Origin of the sequence: Streptomyces sp. NBC_01217, assembly GCF_035994185.1 — a bacterium.
Lineage (GTDB): Bacteria > Actinomycetota > Actinomycetes > Streptomycetales > Streptomycetaceae > Streptomyces.
The window spans coordinates 5,812,031-5,833,601 of sequence record NZ_CP108538.1 but is presented as its reverse complement, the minus strand read 5'-3'; the positions used below and the strand labels follow the sequence as shown (position 1 = coordinate 5,833,601).

General features: G+C 69.1%; 19 protein-coding genes and 3 pseudogenes. 12 read left to right on the top strand and 10 right to left on the bottom strand.

Annotated features, from left to right (window positions below; genetic code table 11):
- Window positions 1–381: 381 nt before the first annotated feature.
- Window positions 382–1,080 (bottom strand): annotated as a pseudogene (locus OG507_RS26245) (NAD(P)/FAD-dependent oxidoreductase); the annotation flags it as partial.
- A 135-nt stretch (window positions 1,081–1,215) separates the two neighbouring features.
- Window positions 1,216–1,761, bottom strand: a complete 546-nt coding sequence (locus OG507_RS26240) for a TetR/AcrR family transcriptional regulator (RefSeq protein WP_327369627.1) — start codon at window positions 1,759–1,761, stop codon at window positions 1,216–1,218.
- 169 nt (window positions 1,762–1,930) lie between these two features.
- On the opposite strand from OG507_RS26240, the gene OG507_RS26235 reads away from it, so the two are divergent.
- The 4 genes from OG507_RS26235 (at window position 1,931) to OG507_RS26220 (ending at window position 6,255) form a co-directional block, all read left to right on the top strand.
- Entirely contained in the window at window positions 1,931–2,770 is an 840-nt protein-coding gene (locus tag OG507_RS26235) for an oxidoreductase (RefSeq protein WP_327369626.1), read from the top strand.
- A 135-nt stretch (window positions 2,771–2,905) separates the two neighbouring features.
- Window positions 2,906–3,790, top strand: a complete 885-nt coding sequence (locus OG507_RS26230) for an SDR family NAD(P)-dependent oxidoreductase (protein ID WP_327369625.1) — start codon at window positions 2,906–2,908, stop codon at window positions 3,788–3,790.
- A 258-nt stretch (window positions 3,791–4,048) separates the two neighbouring features.
- The gene (locus OG507_RS26225) at window positions 4,049–5,500 is read left to right on the top strand and encodes an aldehyde dehydrogenase (RefSeq protein WP_327369624.1); all 1,452 of its coding nucleotides are present in this window, start codon (window positions 4,049–4,051) and stop codon (window positions 5,498–5,500) included.
- A 362-nt stretch (window positions 5,501–5,862) separates the two neighbouring features.
- The gene (locus tag OG507_RS26220) at window positions 5,863–6,255 is read left to right on the top strand and encodes a carboxymuconolactone decarboxylase family protein (protein WP_327369623.1); all 393 of its coding nucleotides are present in this window, start codon (window positions 5,863–5,865) and stop codon (window positions 6,253–6,255) included.
- Between the two features lie 450 nt (window positions 6,256–6,705).
- Here OG507_RS26220 and OG507_RS40445 read toward each other — a convergent pair.
- Window positions 6,706–6,882: pseudogene (locus OG507_RS40445) on the bottom strand (helicase associated domain-containing protein); the annotation flags it as partial.
- Window positions 6,883–7,083: 201 nt separating this feature from the next.
- Between OG507_RS40445 and OG507_RS40440 the strand changes: the two are divergent.
- Window positions 7,084–7,524, top strand: a pseudogene (locus OG507_RS40440) (DJ-1/PfpI family protein); the annotation flags it as partial.
- 103 nt (window positions 7,525–7,627) lie between these two features.
- On the opposite strand, the gene ychF reads toward OG507_RS40440, so the two are convergent.
- A complete protein-coding gene (gene ychF / locus OG507_RS26210; RefSeq protein WP_327369622.1) occupies window positions 7,628–8,716 on the bottom strand; it encodes a redox-regulated ATPase YchF in 1,089 nt (362 codons plus the stop codon).
- A gap of 340 nt (window positions 8,717–9,056) precedes the next feature.
- Between ychF and OG507_RS26205 the strand changes: the two genes are divergently transcribed.
- Window positions 9,057–9,563 carry a DUF6542 domain-containing protein gene (locus OG507_RS26205; RefSeq protein WP_327372094.1) on the top strand — a complete coding sequence of 169 codons (507 nt, stop codon included), beginning with the start codon at window positions 9,057–9,059 and terminating at the stop codon, window positions 9,561–9,563.
- Between the two features lie 61 nt (window positions 9,564–9,624).
- Here OG507_RS26205 and ppgK read toward each other — a convergent pair whose 3' ends face one another.
- Window positions 9,625–10,383, bottom strand: a complete 759-nt coding sequence (gene ppgK / locus OG507_RS26200; RefSeq protein WP_327369621.1) for a polyphosphate--glucose phosphotransferase — start codon at window positions 10,381–10,383, stop codon at window positions 9,625–9,627.
- Window positions 10,384–10,450: 67 nt separating this feature from the next.
- Window positions 10,451–11,440: a 4-hydroxy-3-methylbut-2-enyl diphosphate reductase gene (locus tag OG507_RS26195; RefSeq protein ID WP_327369620.1), complete on the bottom strand. Its 990-nt coding sequence runs from the start codon at window positions 11,438–11,440 to the stop codon at window positions 10,451–10,453.
- A 91-nt stretch (window positions 11,441–11,531) separates the two neighbouring features.
- On the opposite strand from OG507_RS26195, the gene OG507_RS26190 reads away from it, so the two are divergent.
- The 4 genes from OG507_RS26190 (at window position 11,532) to OG507_RS26175 (ending at window position 15,308) form a co-directional block, all read left to right on the top strand.
- Window positions 11,532–12,932, top strand: a complete 1,401-nt coding sequence (locus OG507_RS26190; RefSeq protein WP_327369619.1) for an APC family permease — start codon at window positions 11,532–11,534, stop codon at window positions 12,930–12,932.
- 84 nt (window positions 12,933–13,016) lie between these two features.
- Window positions 13,017–14,228 (top strand): exodeoxyribonuclease VII large subunit, encoded by a 1,212-nt coding sequence (gene xseA / locus OG507_RS26185; protein ID WP_327369618.1) that lies wholly within the window; start codon window positions 13,017–13,019, stop codon window positions 14,226–14,228.
- An 85-nt stretch (window positions 14,229–14,313) separates the two neighbouring features.
- On the top strand, window positions 14,314–14,595 hold the full coding sequence (locus OG507_RS26180) for an exodeoxyribonuclease VII small subunit (protein ID WP_327369617.1): 282 nt from the start codon (window positions 14,314–14,316) through the stop codon (window positions 14,593–14,595).
- Window positions 14,596–14,717: 122 nt separating this feature from the next.
- Window positions 14,718–15,308 carry a malonic semialdehyde reductase gene (locus OG507_RS26175; RefSeq protein ID WP_327369616.1) on the top strand — a complete coding sequence of 197 codons (591 nt, stop codon included), beginning with the start codon at window positions 14,718–14,720 and terminating at the stop codon, window positions 15,306–15,308.
- Between the two features lie 79 nt (window positions 15,309–15,387).
- Here OG507_RS26175 and OG507_RS26170 read toward each other — a convergent pair whose 3' ends face one another.
- The gene (locus tag OG507_RS26170) at window positions 15,388–15,906 is read right to left on the bottom strand and encodes a DUF4245 domain-containing protein (protein ID WP_327369615.1); all 519 of its coding nucleotides are present in this window, start codon (window positions 15,904–15,906) and stop codon (window positions 15,388–15,390) included.
- A gap of 142 nt (window positions 15,907–16,048) precedes the next feature.
- Here OG507_RS26170 and glpX point away from each other — a divergent pair, with 142 nt between their 5' ends.
- Window positions 16,049–17,083 (top strand): class II fructose-bisphosphatase, encoded by a 1,035-nt coding sequence (gene glpX, locus OG507_RS26165; protein ID WP_327369614.1) that lies wholly within the window; start codon window positions 16,049–16,051, stop codon window positions 17,081–17,083.
- Window positions 17,084–17,296: 213 nt separating this feature from the next.
- Here glpX and OG507_RS26160 read toward each other — a convergent pair whose 3' ends face one another.
- Window positions 17,297–17,680 carry a WhiB family transcriptional regulator gene (locus OG507_RS26160; protein ID WP_327369613.1) on the bottom strand — a complete coding sequence of 128 codons (384 nt, stop codon included), beginning with the start codon at window positions 17,678–17,680 and terminating at the stop codon, window positions 17,297–17,299.
- 175 nt (window positions 17,681–17,855) lie between these two features.
- Entirely contained in the window at window positions 17,856–18,518 is a 663-nt protein-coding gene (locus tag OG507_RS26155; RefSeq protein WP_327369612.1) for a DUF1707 SHOCT-like domain-containing protein, read from the bottom strand.
- Between the two features lie 218 nt (window positions 18,519–18,736).
- Between OG507_RS26155 and OG507_RS26150 the strand changes: the two genes are divergently transcribed.
- Window positions 18,737–20,404: a fumarate hydratase gene (locus OG507_RS26150; protein WP_327369611.1), complete on the top strand. Its 1,668-nt coding sequence runs from the start codon at window positions 18,737–18,739 to the stop codon at window positions 20,402–20,404.
- 110 nt (window positions 20,405–20,514) lie between these two features.
- Here the strand turns inward: OG507_RS26150 and OG507_RS26145 are convergent, their stop codons facing one another.
- Window positions 20,515–21,501, bottom strand: a complete 987-nt coding sequence (locus OG507_RS26145; RefSeq protein WP_327372093.1) for a LuxR C-terminal-related transcriptional regulator — start codon at window positions 21,499–21,501, stop codon at window positions 20,515–20,517.
- Window positions 21,502–21,571: the final 70 nt, after the last annotated feature.

Genomic DNA, 21,571 nt, shown 5'->3' with positions numbered 1-21,571 from the left:
TTCACCAGGTGCCCTGATGGAGCGACGGGGGAAAACCCAGGGGCCCCGACTCGGAAGAGCCGGGCCCCTTCTGGCCTGCCTCTTTACCAGATCAGTGACGTACCGCATCGCGCCCGCTACACGTTGAAGCGGAACGTATCCAGGTCGAATCTGACCTGCGGTGGAGCGCCGATCACGGCTCTGACCAGGCACTCTGGCGTTGCCTTGCGTTGGCTTTCGACCGGGGTCTACGAGCGTTCTGCGGACTGCCTGCGGACCGCCTGCCCTCCGCAGGCAGTCCGGGCCTACCATCATCGGTTCTCACCGTTCCAGCCTCAGGTCCGGACGGCCGCGCCGGCGGTACGCGAAGGAGCCATACCGGCGGTTCCGTGAGTCCTCGGGTCAGGCCATTGCCTGGGCCGGCTCGCTGGCCGCAGACGCGTCGCCGATGCCGGCGAGGTAGCGCTCGGCGTCCATGGCGGCGGCGCAGCCGGTGCCGGCCGCGGTGATGGCTTGGCGGTAGGAGTGGTCGACGACGTCACCGACGGCGAACACCCCGGGGATGCCGGTGCGGGTGGTGGGGGCTTGGACGGTGATGTAACCCTCTGAGTCGAGGTCGAGCTGGTCGGCGAAGAGCTCAGTGCGGGGGTCGTGCCCGATCGCGATGAACAGCCCGGTCACGTCCAGGCGGCGGATCTCCTCGGTGAAGACATCGCGCAGCGTCACTCCGGCGAGCATGCCGCTGCTCTCGTGGAGTTCGGCGATCTCACGGTCGAAGGCGAAGGAGATCTTGTCGTCGGCGAATGCGCGGCTCTGCATCACCTGCGAGGCTCGCAGGCGGCTGCGGCGGTGCACGATCGTCACCGAGCGGGCGAAGCGGGTCAGGAAGGTCGCTTCTTCCATGGCGGTGTCCCCGCCGCCGACCACGACGATGTCCCGGTCACGGAAGAAGAAGCCGTCGCACGTCGCGCACCAAGACACCCCGCGCCCCGACAGATCCTCCTCACCCGGCAGTCCGAGCTTGCGGTAGCCGGAGCCGGTGGCGACGATCACCGTCTTGGCGCGGTGGACGGTGCCTTCGGAGTCGGTCAGCTCCTTGAGGCCCCAAGGGCTACCGCGGCGAGGGCAAGACCGACGCAGAGGACACGGCGTGATCGCAGGCCAGGATCGCATCAGGTCGGCCGGGTAGCGGTGTCGCGTGTTCGGCGCTCGCCCTGTTCCGCGGTGGGTGAGGTGTCAGGTCGTGCCGAGGCCGTTCAGGAGGGTGGCGGCGACAAGATCGGCGGCCTGAGGAGGTTCCAGGTCGGGGAACCGGTGGGCGACAGTGTCGACGAGTTCGTCCAGGATCGTCCGCGCCCACGCCGCGTCAACGTCGGCGCGCAGGTAGCCCTCGTCCAACGCGCGGCGGATGAAGGCGTCGAGGCGCGCACTCTGCTCCTGTCGGCGGACCCGGGCGGCGGGGTCTTTCTGCATCATGAGGCGCGTGTCGACCGGCCATTCGCGGCTGACGGGGATGATCCCCTCCAGGTAGCGGTGGAGGGCGACCGGCAGGGGGGCCTCCACCAGACGGGCTTCGTCCAGAACGCGTTCGGCGGAGTCGAGCTTGGCCTGGAAAACGGCGCTGAGCAGGACTTCACGGTTTGCGAAACGGCGGTGGACGGTGGTCCGGTCCACCCCCGCGGCACTGGCGATGGCCGCCATGGAAGTACCAGGGTCCTCGGCCAGGAGCTGAGCTCCGGCATGGAGGACGGCAGTCAGATTACGCGCGGCGTCAGCTCTCATGATTCCGCCATTCTACTCAGGAGCTCCACTTAGATGTCGAGCATCCCATTGTGAGATGCAATACTACTAATTACTGCATCATTCTTGTTGTAATTAAGGCGATTTCGTCTACAGTGGAGTTGCTGTCCCGTTCGGGGTGGTGAACAAGTGACGAAACGAGGCACGCGTCATGGCACGGACTTGGCTGATCACGGGGGGCTCGCAGGGCCTGGGTAAGGCTCTGGTGCTCGCGGCCCTGGAGGCCGGCGACAACGTTGTGGTGACTTCCCGCAGGCCAGAGGCGCTGGCTTCCCTGAGGACCGAGCACCCGGACCAACTGGAGGCGGTGGCGCTGGACGTCACATCCTCTTCCCAGTCCCGGGACGTCGTGGCCGCGGCGGTGGAGCGGTTCGGATCGGTTGACGTAGTCGTCAACAACGCCGGTTACGCCACCAGCGGCTCGATCGAGGACTTCCCCGAGGATGAGTTCCGCGCGCAGATCGATACCAATCTGTACGGCGTGGTCAACATGACCCGGGCGGTCCTTCCTGTCATGCGCCGCCAGCGGTCCGGGCACATCGTGCAGATCTCCTCAATCGGCGGACGTGTGGGTGGTACGCCGGGCCTGAGCGCCTACCAGACCGCGAAGTTCGCCGTCGAGGGGTTCTCCGAGGCATTGGCGAACGAGGTGGCACCGTTCGGTGTCAAGGTCACCATCGTCGAGCCGGGCGGCATCCGCACCGGCTGGGCCGCGGGTGCGGCGGAGCCTTCCGGTCCCATAACCCCCGACTACGAGGAGACCGTGGGCCTGTGGCTGGCCCGGTTCGCGGACTACGCCGGCAACGAGCCCGGCGACCCGGACCGCATGGCCCGCGCGATCATCGGCGCCGTGAATGCCGAGGAGCCCCCGCGCCGGCTGCTGCTCGGCAGCGATGCCCTGGGGATCGCGATCAGCTCGGAGGAAGGCCGTCTGGACGAGGCCAAAAAGTGGGCCGAGGTCAGCCGTTCCACGGACTACCCCACCACCTGACGGCACCGTGCGGGCGCGGCGGCGGGGTGATCGAAGCACCGGATCCCCGGGCCGACCGTAGCCCGGACCTCCCGCGCCAACCGACTGCCCCGCTCCGCCGGGTAGGCCACCGATTCCCAGTAGGGACGAGAAACAATGACCAAGACCTTTCTGATAGCCGGTGCCGCCGGGGGCTTGGGCGGCCGTGTCGTCGCGGCGGCGCTCGCCGCCGGCCACAACGTCGTGGCGACCGACCTGGCACCCGACACGGTGCCCGTCCCCCACGAGCACCGTGACCGGCTGCGCGTACGCGCCCTGGACGTGACCGACCCGGCCTCCGCGCGTGACGCGGTCGCCCACGCGGTCGCCGAGTTCGGAGCCGTCGACGTGCTCGTGAACAGCGCCGGCGTCCGAAGCATCGGCTCGATCGAGGACACGTCCGAGGACGAGTTCCACCGCGATGTGAACGTCAATTTTTTCGGCGCGGTCAACACGGTGCGTGCCGTGCTTCCGGTGATGCGCCCGCGTCGTTCGGGCAGCATCATCAACCTCTCCACCATCGGAGGCCGGCGCAACCAGCCCGGTCTGGGCGCCTACCAGTCGTCGAAGTGGGCGCTGGGCGGGTTCACCGAGATCCTCGCGCGTGAGGTCGGCCCCATCGGGATCCGCGTCACGCTGGTGGAGCCGGGCGGCATCCGCACCCCCTGGGCGGCCGCCCCGATACCGGTACCGGACATCCACGACGAGTACGAAGAAACAGTCGGCGCCTTCGCCCGAACCTACGACAACAACCCCGACGTGCAGCGTGGTGACCCGGCCAAGATGGCCGCCGTGATCCTGCGCCTCACCGAGGAGCCGGCCCCGCCGACGCGGCTTCTTCTGGGCTCCGACGCGGCCTGGCTCGCCCCGCAGATCGCCCGGGCACGCGCTGTGGAGGACGCGCAGTGGCGTGAGCTCAGCATGTCCACCGACCGCGACGGACTCGGCGATTTCGCCGACTCCGCGGTCGCCCAGATGGTCCGCCCACCCGAAAAGGGCTGACCGGGAGCGCTCTGCGGGCCGGCCGCCCGGGCCGCGTCCGCCCCTGCCCGACTGCCGGCGACATCACCACAACGAACTTCTGCGCGCTGCCGGGCGCACGCCCCAGAGCGTGCGACCACGACCGACGGCAACGTAGCCCCGACCGCACCCGCAGCTCGTCCGCCGGCGCAGCACCGATCGGGGTGCGCACCGGCGATGCGCGCCCCACATCTCCCTCCTTCTTCCTTATCCGCCAATGCACTTGAAGGAATGACAGACATGACTGTGCGCGACAATCTGTACATCGGTGGTTCCTGGGTTTCTCCCAGCGCTCCGGAGCTGACGCTCGACATCCTCTCCCCGCACGACCAGTCAGTGCTCGGCCGCGTGGCGCAGGCCGCGCCGGCCGACGTGGACAAGGCCGTCACCGCGGCCCGCGCCGCCTTCGACCACGGTCCGTGGCCACACACCACGCCGACAGAACGTCAGGAAGTCGTGCGTCGTTACGACGCGCTGCGTACCGCCCGCGCCGACGAGATTGCCGCGGCGATCTCAGCGGAGAACGGTTCCGCCGGCTGGTTCACCAAGGTCGGCCAGCCCTTTCTGACCCGCCAGGTCAACGCCTACCTCAAAGCGGCCGAAGAGTTCGGCTGGGAAGAGGTCGTCGCGCCGTCCGACCCGTCGGTGACCTTCGACACCATCGTGCGCCGTGAGGCAATCGGTGTGGTCGCGGCGGTCATACCGTGGAACTCGCCGTTTTCCGCCGCCACCGCCAAGCTGGTCCCGGCCCTGTTGGCCGGTAACACCGTCGTGCTGAAGGTCTCCCCGGAGAACTCGCTGAGCATGGCCCTGCTGGCGGACCTCTGGCATGAGGCCGGCCTGCCCGAGGGCGTGCTCAGCGTCCTTCCGGCAGACCGTCAGACCAGCGAGTACCTCGTCTCGCATGCCGGGGTGGACAAGATCTCCTTCACCGGTTCGACGCGGGTCGGCCGCCGTATCGCCTCCATCGCCGGCGAGCAGCTGAAGCGGGTGGGCCTGGAGCTGGGCGGCAAGTCCGCCTCGCTGATCCTGGACGACGCGGACCTTACGGCCGCAATGCAAGGTCTGCGGTTCGGCTCCCTGGGCAACAACGGTGAGGCGTGCATCCTGCAGACCCGCATCCTGGCCCCCCGCAGCCGTTACGAGGAGGTCGTGACCGCGGTGAAGGAGATGGTCGAGTCACTGAAGGTCGGCGACCCCTCCGCCCCCGACACCTTCATCGGCCCGATGATCCGCCGTGACCAGCAGCAGCGCGTCATCGACTACATCAACATCGGTATCGAGGACGGCGCGCGTCTGGTGACCGGCGGCCCGCACGTCCCCGAAGGCCTGGAGAAGGGCAACTACGTCACCCCCACCGTGTTCGCCGACGTCGACAACAGCATGCGCATCGCGCAGGAGGAGATTTTCGGCCCGGTTCTGGTCGTCATCGCCTACGACGACGATGACGATGCCGTCCGCATCGCCAACGACTCCGAGTACGGCCTGTCCGGCGGTATCTGGACCTCGGATCCCGACCGCGCCCTGGCCACCGCCCGACGGCTGCGCACCGGCACAGTCACGCTGAACGGATCACCGATCAGCTTCGACGGCCCCTTCGGCGGCTACAAGGCCAGCGGCCTCGGCCGCGAGTACGGCAAGGTCGGTCTGACCGGCTACGTCGAGCACAAGTCGATCACCCGCACCCGGTAGTCACACCCCAGCGGGACGGGCTGCCGGAGAACGAAGGGCCCGTCCCGCATTGCTCCCCGATCCGCCCACCACCCAGGGGCCCCGCTCGAAGACCATGAGGGAGCCCCGCCGTCGCAGTCCGGACGGGACATTCGATCCACGCCCTGTAGCCCGGACGGTTCCCCCGACCGAGCAGATCGATTGCACACGGTGCGAGCGTGGAAAACAGCCTGGTGCGACGAACAGCCTTCCCGCCACCCCCACGAAGCAGCAACCCGCAACGAGTGGGGAACCACCCTGACCCGCAACTGAGCTCTGAACGGTGCGTGGTGGTCCGGACCGCCGGCTCACAACCCCGTACGACCAACCAACAAGGAGTAGAGATGGGCACGGACAACGTCTACGAGCAGGCGCTAAACACCGCAAGTGAACTCTTGGGTCAGCGCCTGGAACTCCCGATGAGCCCCGGCGAACCGGCCTCCGGAGCCGACTTCCGCAAGGTCGCGACGGTGCATGCGTTCGGGGACTCATGGACCCGTACCGCACTGTCGACGCACGACCGATCCCTGGTCTCCGTCGCCATCGCCGCGACACTGGGCGCGTTCGAACCGCTGCGCGGGCAGCTGCGCATCGCGCTCAACAGCGGCGTCACTCAAGACGAGATCGTTGACCTCTTCATCCACCTCGCCGTCTACGCAGGAGCGGCCCGCGCCTTCGAGACGTACCAGGTCGCCTTGTCCGTCTTCGCCGAGGACACTTCCTCCAACCCCGTCTGACGCCAGTGGAGTGCCGCTCCGGCGACAGCTTGTCGACTCTGCGGCGAGCGTTGTCCACGAACATGCCCAACTTGCATGGCACGCCGTCCACTTCCTCGACGTGCTTCCTGGGCACCTGGAGGCTTCCTCACGGGCGTGGAACTGCCGGGCGGCCCCCCGAATGTTCGCCGCCCACTTGTCGGCCCGTGTACGGGACGCCTGCGGCTTTTCCTCGGGCGCTGCGGGGCTGAGGTCGAGCCTGTTCCCCAGCACCCAGGCCTGCGCGGGGAGCAGGGTGTCCCAGTTCAGGCGCTGCGCCCGGACCCACTTGCCCAGGTCCTCGCCCTGGACCGTCATCTCGCCGGGCCGGCTGAGCAGCGGGGCGCCGGCTTCGAACAGGTCGTGGCAGAGCCGGTAGCAGCGCTGCCAGCCGACGTCCCACGGCGGCCACCACGAGGGGTCGATGTCATCGAGGGCGTCGCGGCGCTGTTCGGACAGCACGCCTGCGATGGAGCCGACCGGCAGCCCCGCCTCCCGGCACTCGTTGATCTCGGCCGCCAGGCGACCGGCCGTCCGCTGGTTTTGGGCCCAGACCCCAACGGGGTATCCGTTCCGGACCGCTGTCGCGGGCGGCAACAGGTGCCCGTGTTCGGCCGCCCACCACGGAGGCGTCGCGAATTTATGGGTTACTTACGGTACTTGGGTTCGTTGATGTCATAGGGGCCGTTTCGATGAGTTGATCAGTCCGATGCGTGCGAAGTTCGAGGCGGTGACTCCGCATCTCAACGAGCGGCAGTGCCGTCTGCTCTATGCGGCGGAAGCGCGGCAACTCGGACATGGCGGGATCGCTTGCTGTTCGCGGAGGCGAACAGGTTCGGCGCCGACTACCGCATGGTGCTGCTTTCGCCGACCGGAGCGTACGTCATCTCTTCCCTCGAAATCAGGATCGGGGTCGACAACGCCGCAACCTCGGCCGCCGCCCACACGCTCATGGTGTCCGGCACGGACCTCTAGCCCCGTGATCCCGTCGCGCACGTGGCGTCATCGAGGCCGTATCCACTCTGGCACTCGGTGTGGGCAGGATGGTGTCCATCAACGGGGCGTTCGTCCTCGCAGCCGCCGGGCTCCTGAACGGTAAACGTGCGACCACGCGCTGGAAGGCCGCGCACGGGCTCGAGTCACGTCGATCCCGACGCGAACCCCGTCCGTGACGGCGCCACATACACCTCGGCGGGTATGACGGCCGGCATCGACTTGGCGCTGGCGCTTGTCGAAGAGGACCACGGACGCGCTCCGGGCCCGCGAGTGCGGTACCGAGGTTGTGCGGACTGTTACGGACAGCCGTGTGGCCCGACCTGCATCACTGCAGGTCAGGCCACCTCTGACGACGCGCTCACACGTTGAAGCGGAACTCCACCACGTCGCCGTCCTGCATCACGTACTCCTTGCCCTCCATGCGGGCCTTGCCCTTGGCGCGGGCCTCGATGACCGAGCCTGTTTCGACCAGGTCCTCGAAGGAGATGATCTCCGCCTTGATGAAGCCCTTCTGGAAGTCGGTGTGGATCACACCGGCCGCCTCGGGGGCCGTGGCGCCCTTCTTGATCGTCCAGGCTCGGGCTTCCTTCGGGCCTGCGGTGAGGTAGGTCTGGAGGCCCAGGGTGTCGAAGCCGACGCGGCCGAGGGTGGCGAGGCCGGGTTCTTCCTGGCCCATGGACTGGAGGAGTTCGAGGGCCTCGTCGTCCTCGAGTTCGATCAGCTCGGACTCGATCTTGGCGTTGAGGAAGATCGCCTCGGCGGGCGCGACCAGGGCGCGCTGCTCGTTCTTGAAGTCCTCGTCGACCAGTTCGTCCTCGTCGACGTTGAAGACGTAGAGGAAGGGCTTGGTGGTGAGAAGGTGCAGCTCGTGGAGGAGCTTGCCCTTCTCCGTGCCTGCGGTGATGCCTGCGGCGAAGAGGGTCTGGCCGGCTTCCAGGATCTTCTGGGCCTCCTCGACCGCGGCGAGGACCGCGACCTTGTCCTTCTGGAGGCGGGACTCCTTCGTGAGGCGCGGGAGGGCCTTCTCGACGGACTGGAGGTCCGCGAGGATCAGCTCGGTGTTGATCGTCTCGATGTCGTCCTTCGGCGAGACCTTGCCGTCGACGTGGACGACGTTCTCGTCCTTGAAGGCGCGGATGACCTGGCAGATCGCATCGGACTCGCGGATGTTCGCGAGGAACTTGTTGCCCAGGCCCTCACCCTCCGAAGCGCCTCGGACGATGCCCGCGATGTCGACGAAGTCGACGGTGGCCGGGAGCAGGCGCTGCGAGCCGAAGATCTCGGCCAGCTTGTTCAGGCGGGCGTCCGGGACGCCCACGACGCCCACGTTCGGCTCGATCGTGGCGAACGGGTAGTTGGCCGCCAGCACGTCGTTCTTGGTCAGGGCGTTGAACAGGGTCGACTTGCCGACATTCGGCAGGCCGACGATTCCGATCGTGAGCGACACGTTGGCGACTTCCTGAGGAGTGAGGAGTGAGGAGTGTGGAGAAAATGCCTTGGGCCGGGTGGGCCGATTCTCCAGTTTACGGGCGGGGGCAAGCGGGTAGCCACGAGTCCGGCCGGGCGTCGATTCGGTTCCCGTTCGCCCGTGTGGCATCGAACTCATCGCCAAGGTCACCCAAAGCGCGTGTCCCGCACCTGTTTCCTCCCACCCGGCAACCTACGTTGTCCCGGTGGAGCAGCACAGGACACGTCCCCCGCAGCGCAGGCAGTCTCGGCAGGCCCCGCTGTCCCCTCAGGGCACCCCGCAGGGCACCATCGACGAAGCCGCCACCGTCTATCGGGTGATGGACGCGAAGCCGGAGGGCCGGTCCCGGCCGGTGCCGCCCGCTGTTCTCGCGCTGCGCAGGCTGCCCAATCCCCGGCTGACCGGCATCGGTGCGGGGCTCTTCGCCGCCGCCTCCATGTTCGTACTGGCGTGCCTCGACGAGCTGATCCTCGACGGTTCGTCGACCGTCTTCGGGGTGCTGTTCCTGCCGGTCAGCGCGCTGACCGCGCTGTGGGTGCGGCCCGCGGACCTGGTCACCGCGCCGATCATCGTGCCGATCGCGTTCGCCGTCGGGGTCATCCCGATCTCCGGCGGCACGGGCGGCTTCGGCGGCCAGACCATGGCCGTCGTCACCGCACTCGCCGTACACGCCGGGTGGCTGTACGGCGGCACGCTCATCGCCGGGCTCATCGCGAGCGTACGGAAGGTACGGCTGATGCGGCAGCGGCAACGCCAGCGTCGGATGCTGCCGCCCGCCGCGCAGACGGCGCGGCCCGCACAGACACCCCGCCGCCCCCAGCGCTGACCCGGAAAGGGGGCGCGAGGGGCGGGGCGCTGAGGGGGTGGTGGGCAGGTCGTCGGCGGGGCTACGCCTTGTTCGCCGACGACATTGCCGTCGTCGCCGCCATGGCCGCTCCCACGATGCCCGCGTTGTTCTGCAGCTCCGCAGGCACCATCTCGGCCCGTACGTGCTCGATCAGCGGCAGGAACTTGTCGGCCTTGCGGCTGACCCCGCCGCCGATGATGAAGAGCTCCGGCGAGAACAGCATCTCCACATGGGTCAGGTACTTCTGCACCCGGTGCGCCCAGTGGTGCCAGCTGAGTTCCTCGTCCTCCTTGGCCTTGGTGGAGGCGTGCTTCTCCGCGTCGTTGCCGTTCAGCTCCAGATGACCCAGTTCGGTGTTGGGGACGAGCTTGCCGTCGATGAACAGCGCGCTGCCGATCCCCGTACCGAACGTCAGGACGATCACCGTCCCGTTGCGGCCGCGGCCCGCACCGAACGACATCTCCGCGATGCCGGCCGCGTCGGCGTCATTGAGGAGGGTGACCGGCAGGCCGAGTCTGTCGCCGAGCAGCCCGCGGGCGTCCATGTCGATCCAGGCCTTGTCGACATTGGCCGCCGTACGTGTGCAACCGCTGGTGACGACGCCCGGGAAGGTGATGCCCACCGGGCCCGACCAGTCGAAATGACCGACCACCTCGGCCACGCAGTCGGCCACGTCCTTGGGCGTGGCCGGGTGCGGTGTCAGTACTTTGTGGCGCTCCTGCGCCAGGTCTCCGCGATCCAGGTCCACGGGAGCGCCCTTGATCCCTGATCCGCCGATGTCCACGCCGAAGATCTGCATGCAATCCACGGTACGGGCAGGCGGCCCGGCTCACTTCCCGGGGCGGGAAGCACGCGGCGCCGGGCCGTCACTTCTCCAGGAGTGCGGCGGCCTCGGCGCGCAGGTCACGGCGGAGTTCCTTGGGCAGCGAGAACGTGATGGACTCCTCGGCCGCCTTCACGATCTCCACGTCCTCGAATCCCCGCTCCGAGAGCCAGGCCAGAACGCCGTCGACCAGCACCTCGGGAACGGACGCGCCCGAGGTGACGCCGACCGTGCTGACGCCCTCCAGCCAGGCCTCGTCGATCTCGTCGGCGAAATCGACCAGATGGGCGTCGTTCGCCCCGGCGCCGAGGGCGACCTCGACCAGGCGGACCGAGTTGGAGGAGTTCTTGGAGCCGACGACGATCACGAGGTCGGCGTCCGCGCCCATCTGCTTCACGGCGATCTGGCGGTTCTGCGTGGCGTAGCAGATGTCGTCGCTGGGCGGCGAGATCAGGAGCGGGAACTTCTCCTTGAGCGCGCCGACCGTCTCCATCGTCTCGTCGACGGAGAGCGTGGTCTGGGAGAGCCAGACGACCTTCGACGGGTCGCGCACCTCGACACCGGCGACGTCCTCGGGGCCGTCGACCAGCGTGATGTGCTCGGGGGCCTCGCCGGAGGTGCCGATGACCTCCTCGTGGCCCTCGTGGCCGATCAGGAGGATGTCGAAGTCGTCCTGCGCGAAGCGGACGGCTTCCTTGTGGACCTTGGTGACCAGGGGGCAGGTCGCATCGATCGTGGCGAGTTTCCGCCCGGCCGCCTCCTCGTGCACGGTCGGTGCGACGCCGTGCGCGGAGAACATCACGATCGAGCCCTCGGGGACCTCCGCCGTGCCCTCGACGAAGATCGCGCCCTTCTTCTCCAGGGTCTGTACGACGTACTTGTTGTGGACGATCTCGTGGCGCACGTACACCGGGGAGCCGTACTGCTCCAGGGCTTTCTCCACAGCGATCACGGCACGGTCCACGCCCGCGCAGTAGCCACGGGGAGCGGCGAGCAGGACGCGGCGGGGTGTCGTAGCAGTCATGCGCCCCATCGTAAGGCCGAGCCGAACGCGCGGAAGATCCGCGGGGTCACGAGACTGATGCGTACGCGATTGCGTAAGCGATCGGATCGGCGGAGGGCGCATGGCGGGGACCGGCGGCAGCATCGGCGGAGGAGGTGGAGCCACAGGGGCGGAGGAGGCCGAGGAGGCGCATCCGGAGGGCGGGCGGCTGAGGCGGACGCTCGGCTTTCGGGATCTGGTGGTCTACGGGCTCCTCTTCATCGCCCCGATGGCGCCCGTCGGTGTGTTCGGCACTCTCGATGCGAAATCGGACGGTGCGGTCGCGCTGGTCTATGTCGCGGCGACCGTCGTGATGGCGTTCACGGCCTTCAGCTACGCCCAGATGGTGCGGGTCGCCCCGCTGGCCGGCTCGGTCTTCGCGTACGCCCGCAAGGGGCTCGGGGAAGGGCCGGGGTTCATCGCCGGGTGGATGGCGATGCTCGACTATCTGCTGATCCCCGCCGTCGCCTATCTCTTCTCCGGTATCGCGCTCAACGCACTCGTGCCGTCGGTTTCGCGGTGGGTGTGGACGGCGCTCGCGGTCGTCGTCACCACGCTGCTCAATCTCCGGGGCGTACGGGCCGCCGCCCGGGTCGGCTTCGCGGTGCTCGCGATGGAGACCGTGGTGTTGGTGGTGTTCCTGGTGTCGGCAGTGGTGGTTCTCGTACGGGGCGGGGCGCAGCGCGGCTGGCTGACGCCGCTCACCGGCGACTCCGGCTTCTCCGTGCCGGCGGTGCTGGGGGCGGTGTCGGTGGCCGTGCTGTCGTATCTGGGCTTCGACGCGATCGCCTCGTTCGCGGAGGAGGTGACGGGGGGTTCGTCGAAGGTGGCGCGGGCGTTGCTGTTCTGTCTGGTGCTCGCGGGTGTGCTCTTCGTGGCGCAGGGGTATCTGGCAGCGCTGCTGGAGCCGATGACGTCCGCCGAGCTGGCGGCCGATCCGGCCGCGCAGGGGTCGGCGTTCTACGACACGGTGGACTCCGCGGTCGGGACCTGGCTGCACGATCTGGTGGCGGTCAGCAAGGCGATCGGGGCCGCGTTCGCGGCGCTGGCCGGGCAGGCGGCCGCGGGGCGGCTGCTGTTCGCGATGGCCAGGGAGCGGCGGCTGCCGCCGCTGCTGGCCCGGGTGGACCCGGGGTCCGGGGTGCCGCGGGCGGCGATCCTGCTGGCCGCGGCGGTGACGCTGGTGGCGGCGGTGTGGGCGGCCCGGCGCGCCGACGGTCTCGACCATCTGGTGTCGGTTGTCGACGTCGGTGCGCTGACGGCGTTCGTGCTGCTGCACGCGTCGGTGGTCGGGTGGTTCGCCGTACGCCGGATGGCGGGGCCGCCGAGCTGGTGGCGTCATGTGCTGGTGCCGGTGGTGGGTGCGGGGGTGCTGATCGCGGTGATCGTGGAGGCGACCGCGAGCGCCCAGGTGGTGGGGGTGTGCTGGCTGGGGGTGGGGCTGGTGGTGTTCGCGTTGCAGTGGGGGCAGCGCGTGGTCTGAGGAGAGGGGCGGTCCCCGGGGCGAGTGGGAGTGGCCGCTGTAGCCGTCGGCTGATTGTCGGTGGGGGCGGATACGCTCGCTAGCATGGCTCTCCAGACGTCGCCCGAAGCTCCGCTGCCCGTCGGTGATGTGTCGCGGCTCATCGGCGGGTGGATCGACCGGCTCGGTGCCGTCTGGGTCGAGGGGCAGATCACCCAGCTGTCGCGGCGGCCGGGCGCCGGCGTGGTGTTTCTGACCCTGCGCGACCCCTCGCAGGACATCTCGGTGAGCGTGACGTGCTTCCGGCAGGTCTTCGACCGGATCGCGGATGTGGTGACCGAGGGGGCGCGGGTCGTCGTCCTCGCCAAGCCCGAGTGGTACACGCCCCGGGGACAGCTGTCCCTGCGGGCCACGGAGATACGGCCGGTCGGCATCGGTGAGCTGCTGGTCCGCCTTGAGCAGCTCAAGAAGTCGCTGGCCTCGGAGGGGCTCTTCGCGCTCGACCGCAAGAAGCCGCTGCCTTTCCTGCCGCAGCTGATCGGGCTGGTCTGCGGCCGGGCATCGGCCGCCGAGCGCGACGTCCTGGAGAACGCGCGGCGGCGGTGGCCGGCAGTGCGGTTCGAGGTGCGCAACACGGCGGTGCAGGGGGTGCACGCGGTGAATCAGGTCGTCCAGGCGGTGAAGGAGCTGGACGACCTGCCGGACGTCGACGTGATCGTCGTGGCGCGGGGCGGCGGCAGCGTGGAGGACCTGCTGCCGTTCTCGGACGAGCAGCTGATCCGTACGGTCGCCGCGTGCCGTACGCCGGTGGTGTCGGCGATCGGCCATGAGCCGGACTCCCCGCTGCTCGACCTGGTCGCGGATCTGCGGGCCTCCACGCCGACGGACGCGGCGAAGAAGATCGTGCCCGATGTGGGCGAGGAGCTGGACCGGGTGCAGCAGCTGCGGGACCGTGCGCTGCGGACGGTACGGGGGCTGCTGGACCGGGAGGAGCGGGGGCTGGCGCATGCGCTGGGCCGCCCTTCGATGGAGCATCCCGGGCGGATGGTGGACGAGCGGGCTGCGGAGATCGATGCGCTGGCCGGGCGGGGCCGCCGGGTGCTGGGGCATCTGCTGGACCGGGCGGATTCGGAGCTCGCCCATACCCGGGCACGGGTGGTCGCCCTGTCGCCCGCGGCGACGCTGGAGCGCGGATATGCGGTGCTGCAACGGGCGGACGGCCATGTGGTGCGGGCTCCCGCGGACGCGGGGGCGCCTGGCGATGTACTGCGGGCGCGGGTCTCGGGGGGCGAGTTCGCGGTGCGGGTGAGCGAATGAGCATGCGCGGGCGAGCGAGCAGGCGGGCGAAGGTTCGGTACGAGGCAGAAAGGCTCCTGGTGGGCCGGAACGTAGGGTGGGGCGCATGACGGACGACGGGACCACGACGGCTGGCGCCGCGGGCACGCTCGGATACGAGCAGGCCCGTGACGAGCTGATCGAGGTGGTGCGCCGCCTGGAGGCGGGCGGTACGACGCTGGAGGAGTCCCTCGCGCTGTGGGAGCGGGGCGAGGAGCTGGCGAAGGTCTGCCGGCACTGGCTGGAGGGCGCACGCGCCCGCCTGGACGCGGCTCTGGCGGGGCCTGCCGCTCCCCAGTCGTCCGCCCCTCAGGAGAGCGGCGGCGCCACGACGGCCGACAACGGCTGAGACGGCCCACGCTGTGAAACGGATCACTCCGCTGCAGTTTTAGTTGAAAGTTAACCTACCTCTCTCGTAGCGTGGCGGCGTTGCTCGATCCCCCCATGCACGTCCGAAAGGCAGAACGCACGATGTCCCTCGCTCTTGACCCCGCCGCCCAGGATCTCCTCTTCCGTGAGGCCCGCACCGCCAACACCTTCACCGACGAGCCGGTGACCGATGAGCAGGTCCAGGCGATCTACGACCTGGTCAAGTACGGCCCCACCGCGTTCAACCAGTCGCCGCTGCGTGTCGTCCTCGTCCGCTCCGACGACGCCCGGGCGCGCCTCGTCAAGCACATGTCCGAGGGCAACCAGCCCAAGACCTCGACCGCCCCGCTGGTCGCCATCCTGGTCGCCGACAACGAGTTCCACGAGGAGCTCCCGGCCCTGTTCCCGGTCTTCCCGCAGGCCAAGGACGTGGTCTTCTCCGAGCGCCCGGCCCGCGAGTCGTCCGCCACGCTCAACGGTGCACTGCAGGCCGCGTACTTCATCATCGGCGTCCGCGCCGCCGGCCTCGCCGCGGGCCCGATGACCGGCTACGACGCCGCGGGCATCGAGAAGGAGTTCCTGGACGGCGACCACAAGGTGCTGATGGTCGTCAACATCGGCAAGCCGGGCGAGGACGCCTGGTTCCCCCGCCTGCCGCGCCTCGCCTACGACGAGGTCATCACGACCGTCTGATCGTCGCCGCACGCACGCAGAAGGCCCTGGAGCAGCAAACGCCGCTCCAGGGCCTTGCGTGCACATCGCGCCCGACGGCTCAGGACGACTTGAGCGCGGCCGCCATCTCCGCCAGCCGGTCCGGCGAGGCGGAACCCGTGACCACCGTGGTCGCACCCTTGTCCTGGCGCACGAGGGCGTCGTACTTGTCGCCCTTCCAGTGCTGCCAGGCCTCGCCCGCGACCTGCCGCGTACGCCCGGTGTCCCTGGCGTCCTGGCTGACCTCGGTCACGTACTTCTTCGACGGGGACGTGGACTGCTCCACCGCGACGTACTTTCCCTCCGGGTCCAGGAACCCCAGGTGCCAGCTGTCGCCCGCCTTGCGGTCGTAACTGACCGAGGTCGGCTTCCACTCCTTGGCCAGCCCGTCCGGGGCGGCCACCGGATACGGCGCCGCGCGCCGCGCCGTCAGGAGCTCCACCCGGTAGTCGACGGCCTTGACCGGGTTGGCGTTCTCGTCGTGCGGAACGAAGATGTAAACGACCCCTGCCGCAGCGGAGATCACCGCCATCGACAGGAACATGTCCCGCACCGTCTGCTTGCCTCGCTTGCTAGCCACGGGTCCATCGTCGCATTGGGCCCGGTCGGCCCGAATCCGGGGCAGCCCGCTCATACGTGACCCGGTCTGCTCATTTTGTCGACCTGGCGATAGAGTCACAGCACCCTCTTCCGGTCGTCGCCGTACAGAAAGGTGCGCTCCGATGTCCGAGCATCATCATCTGCCGTCTCAGCTCGAGGTCTCTCCGGAGGCCCCCGACCGTAACCTCGCCCTGGAGTTGGTCCGCGTCACGGAGGCCGCCGCCATGGCGGCGGGGCGCTGGGTCGGCCGCGGCGACAAGATCGGCGCCGACGGCGCCGCCGTGAAGGCCATGCGGACCCTCGTCTCCACCGTCTCGATGAACGGCGTCGTCGTCATCGGCGAGGGCGAGAAGGACGAAGCCCCCATGCTGTTCAACGGCGAGCGCGTCGGTGACGGTACCGGCGCCGAGGTCGACATCGCCGTGGACCCGATCGACGGTACGACCCTGAACGCCAAGGGCATGCCGAACGCGATCGCCGTGCTGGCCGCCGCCGACCGCGGCACCATGTTCGACCCGTCCGCGGTCTTCTACATGGACAAGCTGGTCACCGGCCCCGAGGCCGCCGACTTCGTCGACATCAACGCGCCCGTCTCGGTGAACATCCGCCGGGTCGCGAAGGCGAAGAACTCCTCCCCCGAGGACGTCACCGTCGTCGTGCTCGATCGCCCGCGCCACGACGGCATCGTCAAGGAGATCCGGGAGACCGGCGCCCGGATCAAGTTCATCACCGACGGCGATGTGGCCGGCTCGATCATGGCTGCCCGGGAGGGCACCGGCGTCGACCTGCTGATGGGCATCGGCGGCACCCCCGAGGGCATCATCTCGGCCTGCGCCATAAAGTGCCTCGGCGGTGTCATCCAGGGCAAGCTCTGGCCGAAGGACGAGGCCGAGCGGCAGCGCGCGCTGGACGCCGGGCACGACCTGGACCGGGTGCTGTCCACCGACGACCTGGTCAGCGGCGACAACGTGTTCTTCGTCGCGACCGGCATCACGGACGGTGAGCTGATGCGCGGCGTGCGGTACCGCAGCGAGACGGCGACCACCGAGTCGATCGTCATGCGGTCCAAGTCCGGCACGATCCGGAAGATCGACTCGACGCACCGGCTGTCGAAGCTGCGCGCCTACAGCGCGATCGACTTCGACCGGGCGAAGTAGGTCCCGTCCCCGAGATCGTTCCGGGACGACGAACGCGAGAGGCGCCCCCCATGTGCGGTGGGGGCGCCTCTTCGCGCGTGCGGACGGGGGGTCGCACGACGCAGACGCGTGCGCCGGGCCCGCCGGACACCGAAGCCGCGCAGTACGGACGTGAAGGCCCCGCGGTGCGCTCGCGGCAGGGCGGGCCCGGCGTCCCCTTGCCCCGGCCGCGGGTCAGCCCGCTGCGGCTATGCGGGTCGATGCGGTGGAGGACGCGGACGATGCCTTGAGTTCCATCTCGCGCCGTCTGCGGCGGGCGAGCACCACGCGGCGTTCGGCGGCGGTGAGGCCGCCCCACACGCCGTACGGCTCCGGTTGTATGAGGGCGTGTTCCTGGCATTCGACCATCACCGGGCAGCGCGCGCAGACCCGCTTCGCGGACTCCTCTCGCGCCAGTCTGGCAGCAGTCGGCTCCTTCGACGGGGCGAAGAACAGCCCGGCCTCGTCCCGGCGGCACACCGCCTCCGAGTGCCAGGGGCCTGCCTGGTCCTCCCGCGCGGGGGTGCGCTGGGCAGGCACGGCGGCGACCTGCAGGGGCTGATGCGGCAGTTGCAGCACGGTCTACTCCTGACGACGGCTTCGCGAGCGAGAGACGATGCAGCACTCCCTACCCGCTGTGCGCGCTCCTATGCACTGCGTGGCACTTTGCCCCGGGCCGCGAAATTGCGTCCCGCCAGGAATATGGCTTGTTTTCGAAGGAGCCCGAAGCAGCTCGTAGGAGCCCGGAGCCGCCCTAGCCGAGGTATTTGCGCAGTCGGTCCTGGAGATCCGCAATGAACTTGCCCCGCTTGGGCTTCGCCTCGACGGTGCCGAACACCGAATAGCCGTTGACGACGACGACCGGCGCTTCGGGGTCCGCGGATTCCAGTGTGGCGACTTCGAAATTACCGAAGACGCCCGTGCCGCTGCCGCGCAGCGAGATGTTCTCGGGAACCCTGATCTCGACACTTCCGAAGATGGACGTCGCATTGACCACCGTGAGCCTCTGACCGAAAAGCGCCTCGGTCAGATCGATCTCCACGCTCCCGAAGAGCGCGAAGGCGTTCGTACGGCCGCCGACCCGCCAACGGCCCTTGCGGGTGGAGCTGCTGAAGATCGCCACCAGGTTCTCGGCGGGCCCCGTCGGACTCTCGTAGCCGTGGACGCCGGGCTCGGCGGCCGGGCGGGAGCCACCTGCGGGGGCGGGCAGATCCCGTACCAGCGGTTCGAGTTCGCCGACGGTCTTGGCGCGGTAGACCGCGTCGACCCGCTCGGCGTGCTCCTCGGCGGTGAGCCGGCCCTCGGCCATGGCCTCGCGCAGGATGTCCGCGATCCGGTCGCGGTCCGCGTCCGAGGCGCGGATGCCGCCCGGCTCCGCCGGGGCTACGGGCTGCTGGGGGTGCTTTTCGAGGTCCACCGGCTCAGCGTACCCAAACGCGATAGATCGCGACTAGCCCCCGCCCCGCCCCCGCCGTGTCGCCGCCGCCGAGCGGCCCCCGTCCCGCCATGCCCCCTCCGTACGGATGCCGAACTGAGCCTTACCTCACAGGTTCGGTGTCCGCGCGGCGTTCTACCCTGGTGGGTGCGCTGTCCAAGGGAGGCCAGCCGCTGTCTGCCGAGTGAGGAATGGCCGTAATGCCAGAGTTTGCGTACTCCGATCTGCTCCCCCTGGGAGAGGACACCACGCCGTACCGTCTGGTGACCTCCGAGGGTGTCTCCACCTTCGAGGCCGACGGTCGTACGTTCCTCAAGGTCGCCCCGGAAGCTCTGCGCACCCTGGCCGCCGAGGCCATGCACGACATCTCGCACTATCTGCGCCCCGCCCACCTGGCGCAGCTGCGGCGGATCGTGGACGACCCCGAGGCCTCGTCCAACGACAAGTTCGTCGCGCTCGACCTGCTGAAGAACGCGAACATCGCCGCCGCGGGTGTCCTGCCGATGTGCCAGGACACCGGCACCGCGATCGTCATGGGCAAGCGCGGGCAGAACGTACTCACCGAGGGCGGTGACGAAGAGGCCCTGTCGCACGGCATCTTCGACGCGTACACCAAGCTCAATCTGCGTTATTCGCAGATGGCTCCGCTCACCATGTGGGAGGAGAAGAACACCGGCTCGAATCTGCCGGCGCAGATCGAGCTGTACGCCACCGACGGCGGCGCCTACAAATTCCTCTTCATGGCGAAGGGCGGCGGCTCGGCCAACAAGTCGTTCCTCTTCCAGGAGACGAAGGCCGTGCTGAACGAGGCCTCCATGATGAAGTTCCTGGAGGAGAAGATCCGTTCGCTGGGTACGGCGGCCTGCCCGCCGTACCACCTGGCGATCGTCGTCGGCGGTACGTCGGCCGAGTTCGCGCTGAAGACCGCGAAGTACGCCTCCGCGCACTACCTGGACGAGCTGCCCGCCGAGGGCTCCCCCACCGGTCACGGCTTCCGGGACAAGGAGCTGGAGGAGAAGGTCTTCGAGCTGACGCAGAAGATCGGCATCGGCGCCCAGTTCGGCGGCAAGTACTTCTGCCACGACGTGCGCGTGGTGCGCCTGCCGCGGCACGGCGCCTCGCTGCCCGTCGCGATCGCCGTGTCCTGCTCGGCGGACCGCCAGGCCACCGCGAAGATCACCGCCGAGGGCGTCTTCCTGGAGCAGCTGGAGAAGGACCCGGCGCGCTTCCTGCCGGACACCACGGACGAGCACCTCGACGAGGCGGGTGACGTCGTGAAGATCGACCTCAACCGGCCGATGGACGAGATCCTCACCGAGCTGACCAAGTACCCGGTCAAGACCCGGCTCTCGCTGACCGGCCCGCTGGTCGTGGCGCGCGACATCGCGCACGCCAAGATCAAGGAGCGGCTGGACGCGGGCGAGGAGATGCCGCAGTACCTCAAGGACCACCCGGTCTACTACGCGGGCCCGGCGAAGACCCCCGAGGGATACGCCTCCGGCTCCTTCGGCCCGACGACGGCCGGGCGCATGGACAGTTACGTCGCGCAGTTCCAGGCGGCGGGCGGCTCCAAGGTGATGCTCGCCAAGGGCAACCGGTCCAAGCAGGTCACCGACGCGTGCGACGCGCACGGCGGTTTCTACCTCGGCTCGATCGGCGGACCGGCGGCGCGCCTGGCGCAGGACTGCATCAAGAAGGTCGAGGTCGTCGAGTACGAGGAGCTCGGCATGGAGGCGGTGTGGAGGATCGAGGTCGAGGACTTCCCCGCCTTCATCGTCGTGGACGACAAGGGCAACGACTTCTTCACCGAGCCCGCCCCGGCACCGACGTTCACCAGCATTCCGGTGCGGGGTCCGGGTCTCGCCTGATGGGTGGCTGAGGGAGCGTACAGACGTACCAAGGACGCCTTCCCGTGGGGGTGTTCCGGCCGCATTCCGGCGTCCGGGGCGCCCCCGCGGGCCGTTCCCGCTCCCCGTTCTCATGCCTCCAGCAGGCCCGACGTCGCGACCAGGTAGCCGAGTTGGGCGCGGCTGTTGCTGCCCAGCTGCTCCGACACCCGCCGCACGTGCTCGGCGACGCTGCGGCGGCTCATCCCGAGCCGGCGGGCGATCGACTCGTCGGTCTCGCCGCCCACGACCGCCTGCAGGATGGTCCGCTGCAGGTCGGAGGTGACGACCGGGGTACGCAGCGGTACGCGTTCCGGGCGGACCGGGACCGAGCGGGCCCAGGCCTCGTCGAAGTGCCGGACCAGGAAGCGGACCAGCGCCGGATGCTGGATGCGCAGGGCGTTGTACGGCTCGTCGGAGTACGGGACGAACGCGAGGTTCCGGTCGAAGACGATGATCCGGTCGACGACCTCGGAGAGCGTTCTGACCTCGGCACCCTCGGTGGTCACCCGCTCGATGTACGCGAGCGTCGTACGGTCCGAGCGGACGGTGTGCTGGTAGATCGTCCGCTGCCGGATGCCCCGCCTCAGATTGCGCAGGTCCCGGGGCAGCGACTCCTCCAGTACGTGCGCGGGGCGGCCGCCGCCCGGGTGGGCGGTGCGGACCTCCTCGTGGCAGCCCGCGACGCCCGCGTCGAGCGCCTTGCCGATGACGGCCGCGCCGGTGAGCCGGGTGAGGGCGGGCTGTTCGAGCCGGTGCACATCGGCGTACAGACCCTCGAACACGGCGAGCGCGGCACGGGTCGAGCGCAGTGTGCGGCGCTGGCGGGCGATCGCCTCCTCGATGGGCCCGAGCGCGTCGAACGAGGCGGTCTCCGGCGGTACGGGTATGAGTCGGCCCGGTGAGCCGCGGTCCTCCACCATCAGACGCAGGGTGCTCAGGCAGCGGGGCACCTCGCCCGCCGGAAGGGATCCGACCGTGAGCGCGCGCCGGTAGACCGCGAGGGCCGTGTCGCAGGCACGGTCCGGTGATGATTCGCGGCAATCACACACCCGTGGACCAAAATGATCGTCCTTCACAACCATGCAGATTACATTCGTGCAATCCGCGGGCCGTGGCCGAGCACGGCCGCGGGCCGAGTATGGGCCG

Excerpts from the sequence above, each read along its gene's own strand:
- OG507_RS26240 (WP_327369627.1), bottom strand. The coding sequence starts at position 1,761 with ATGAGAGCTGACGCCGCGCGTAATCTGACTGCCGTCCTCCATGCCGGA.
- OG507_RS26235 (WP_327369626.1), top strand. The coding sequence starts at position 1,931 with ATGGCACGGACTTGGCTGATCACGGGGGGCTCGCAGGGCCTGGGTAAG.
- OG507_RS26230 (WP_327369625.1), top strand. The coding sequence starts at position 2,906 with ATGACCAAGACCTTTCTGATAGCCGGTGCCGCCGGGGGCTTGGGCGGC.
- OG507_RS26225 (WP_327369624.1), top strand. The coding sequence starts at position 4,049 with ATGACTGTGCGCGACAATCTGTACATCGGTGGTTCCTGGGTTTCTCCC.
- OG507_RS26220 (WP_327369623.1), top strand. The coding sequence starts at position 5,863 with ATGGGCACGGACAACGTCTACGAGCAGGCGCTAAACACCGCAAGTGAA.
- OG507_RS26205 (WP_327372094.1), top strand. The coding sequence starts at position 9,057 with ATGGACGCGAAGCCGGAGGGCCGGTCCCGGCCGGTGCCGCCCGCTGTT.
- ppgK (WP_327369621.1), bottom strand. The coding sequence starts at position 10,383 with ATGCAGATCTTCGGCGTGGACATCGGCGGATCAGGGATCAAGGGCGCT.
- OG507_RS26195 (WP_327369620.1), bottom strand. The coding sequence starts at position 11,440 with ATGGGGCGCATGACTGCTACGACACCCCGCCGCGTCCTGCTCGCCGCT.
- OG507_RS26190 (WP_327369619.1), top strand. The coding sequence starts at position 11,532 with ATGGCGGGGACCGGCGGCAGCATCGGCGGAGGAGGTGGAGCCACAGGG.
- xseA (WP_327369618.1), top strand. The coding sequence starts at position 13,017 with ATGGCTCTCCAGACGTCGCCCGAAGCTCCGCTGCCCGTCGGTGATGTG.
- OG507_RS26180 (WP_327369617.1), top strand. The coding sequence starts at position 14,314 with ATGACGGACGACGGGACCACGACGGCTGGCGCCGCGGGCACGCTCGGA.
- OG507_RS26175 (WP_327369616.1), top strand. The coding sequence starts at position 14,718 with ATGTCCCTCGCTCTTGACCCCGCCGCCCAGGATCTCCTCTTCCGTGAG.
- glpX (WP_327369614.1), top strand. The coding sequence starts at position 16,049 with ATGTCCGAGCATCATCATCTGCCGTCTCAGCTCGAGGTCTCTCCGGAG.
- OG507_RS26150 (WP_327369611.1), top strand. The coding sequence starts at position 18,737 with ATGCCAGAGTTTGCGTACTCCGATCTGCTCCCCCTGGGAGAGGACACC.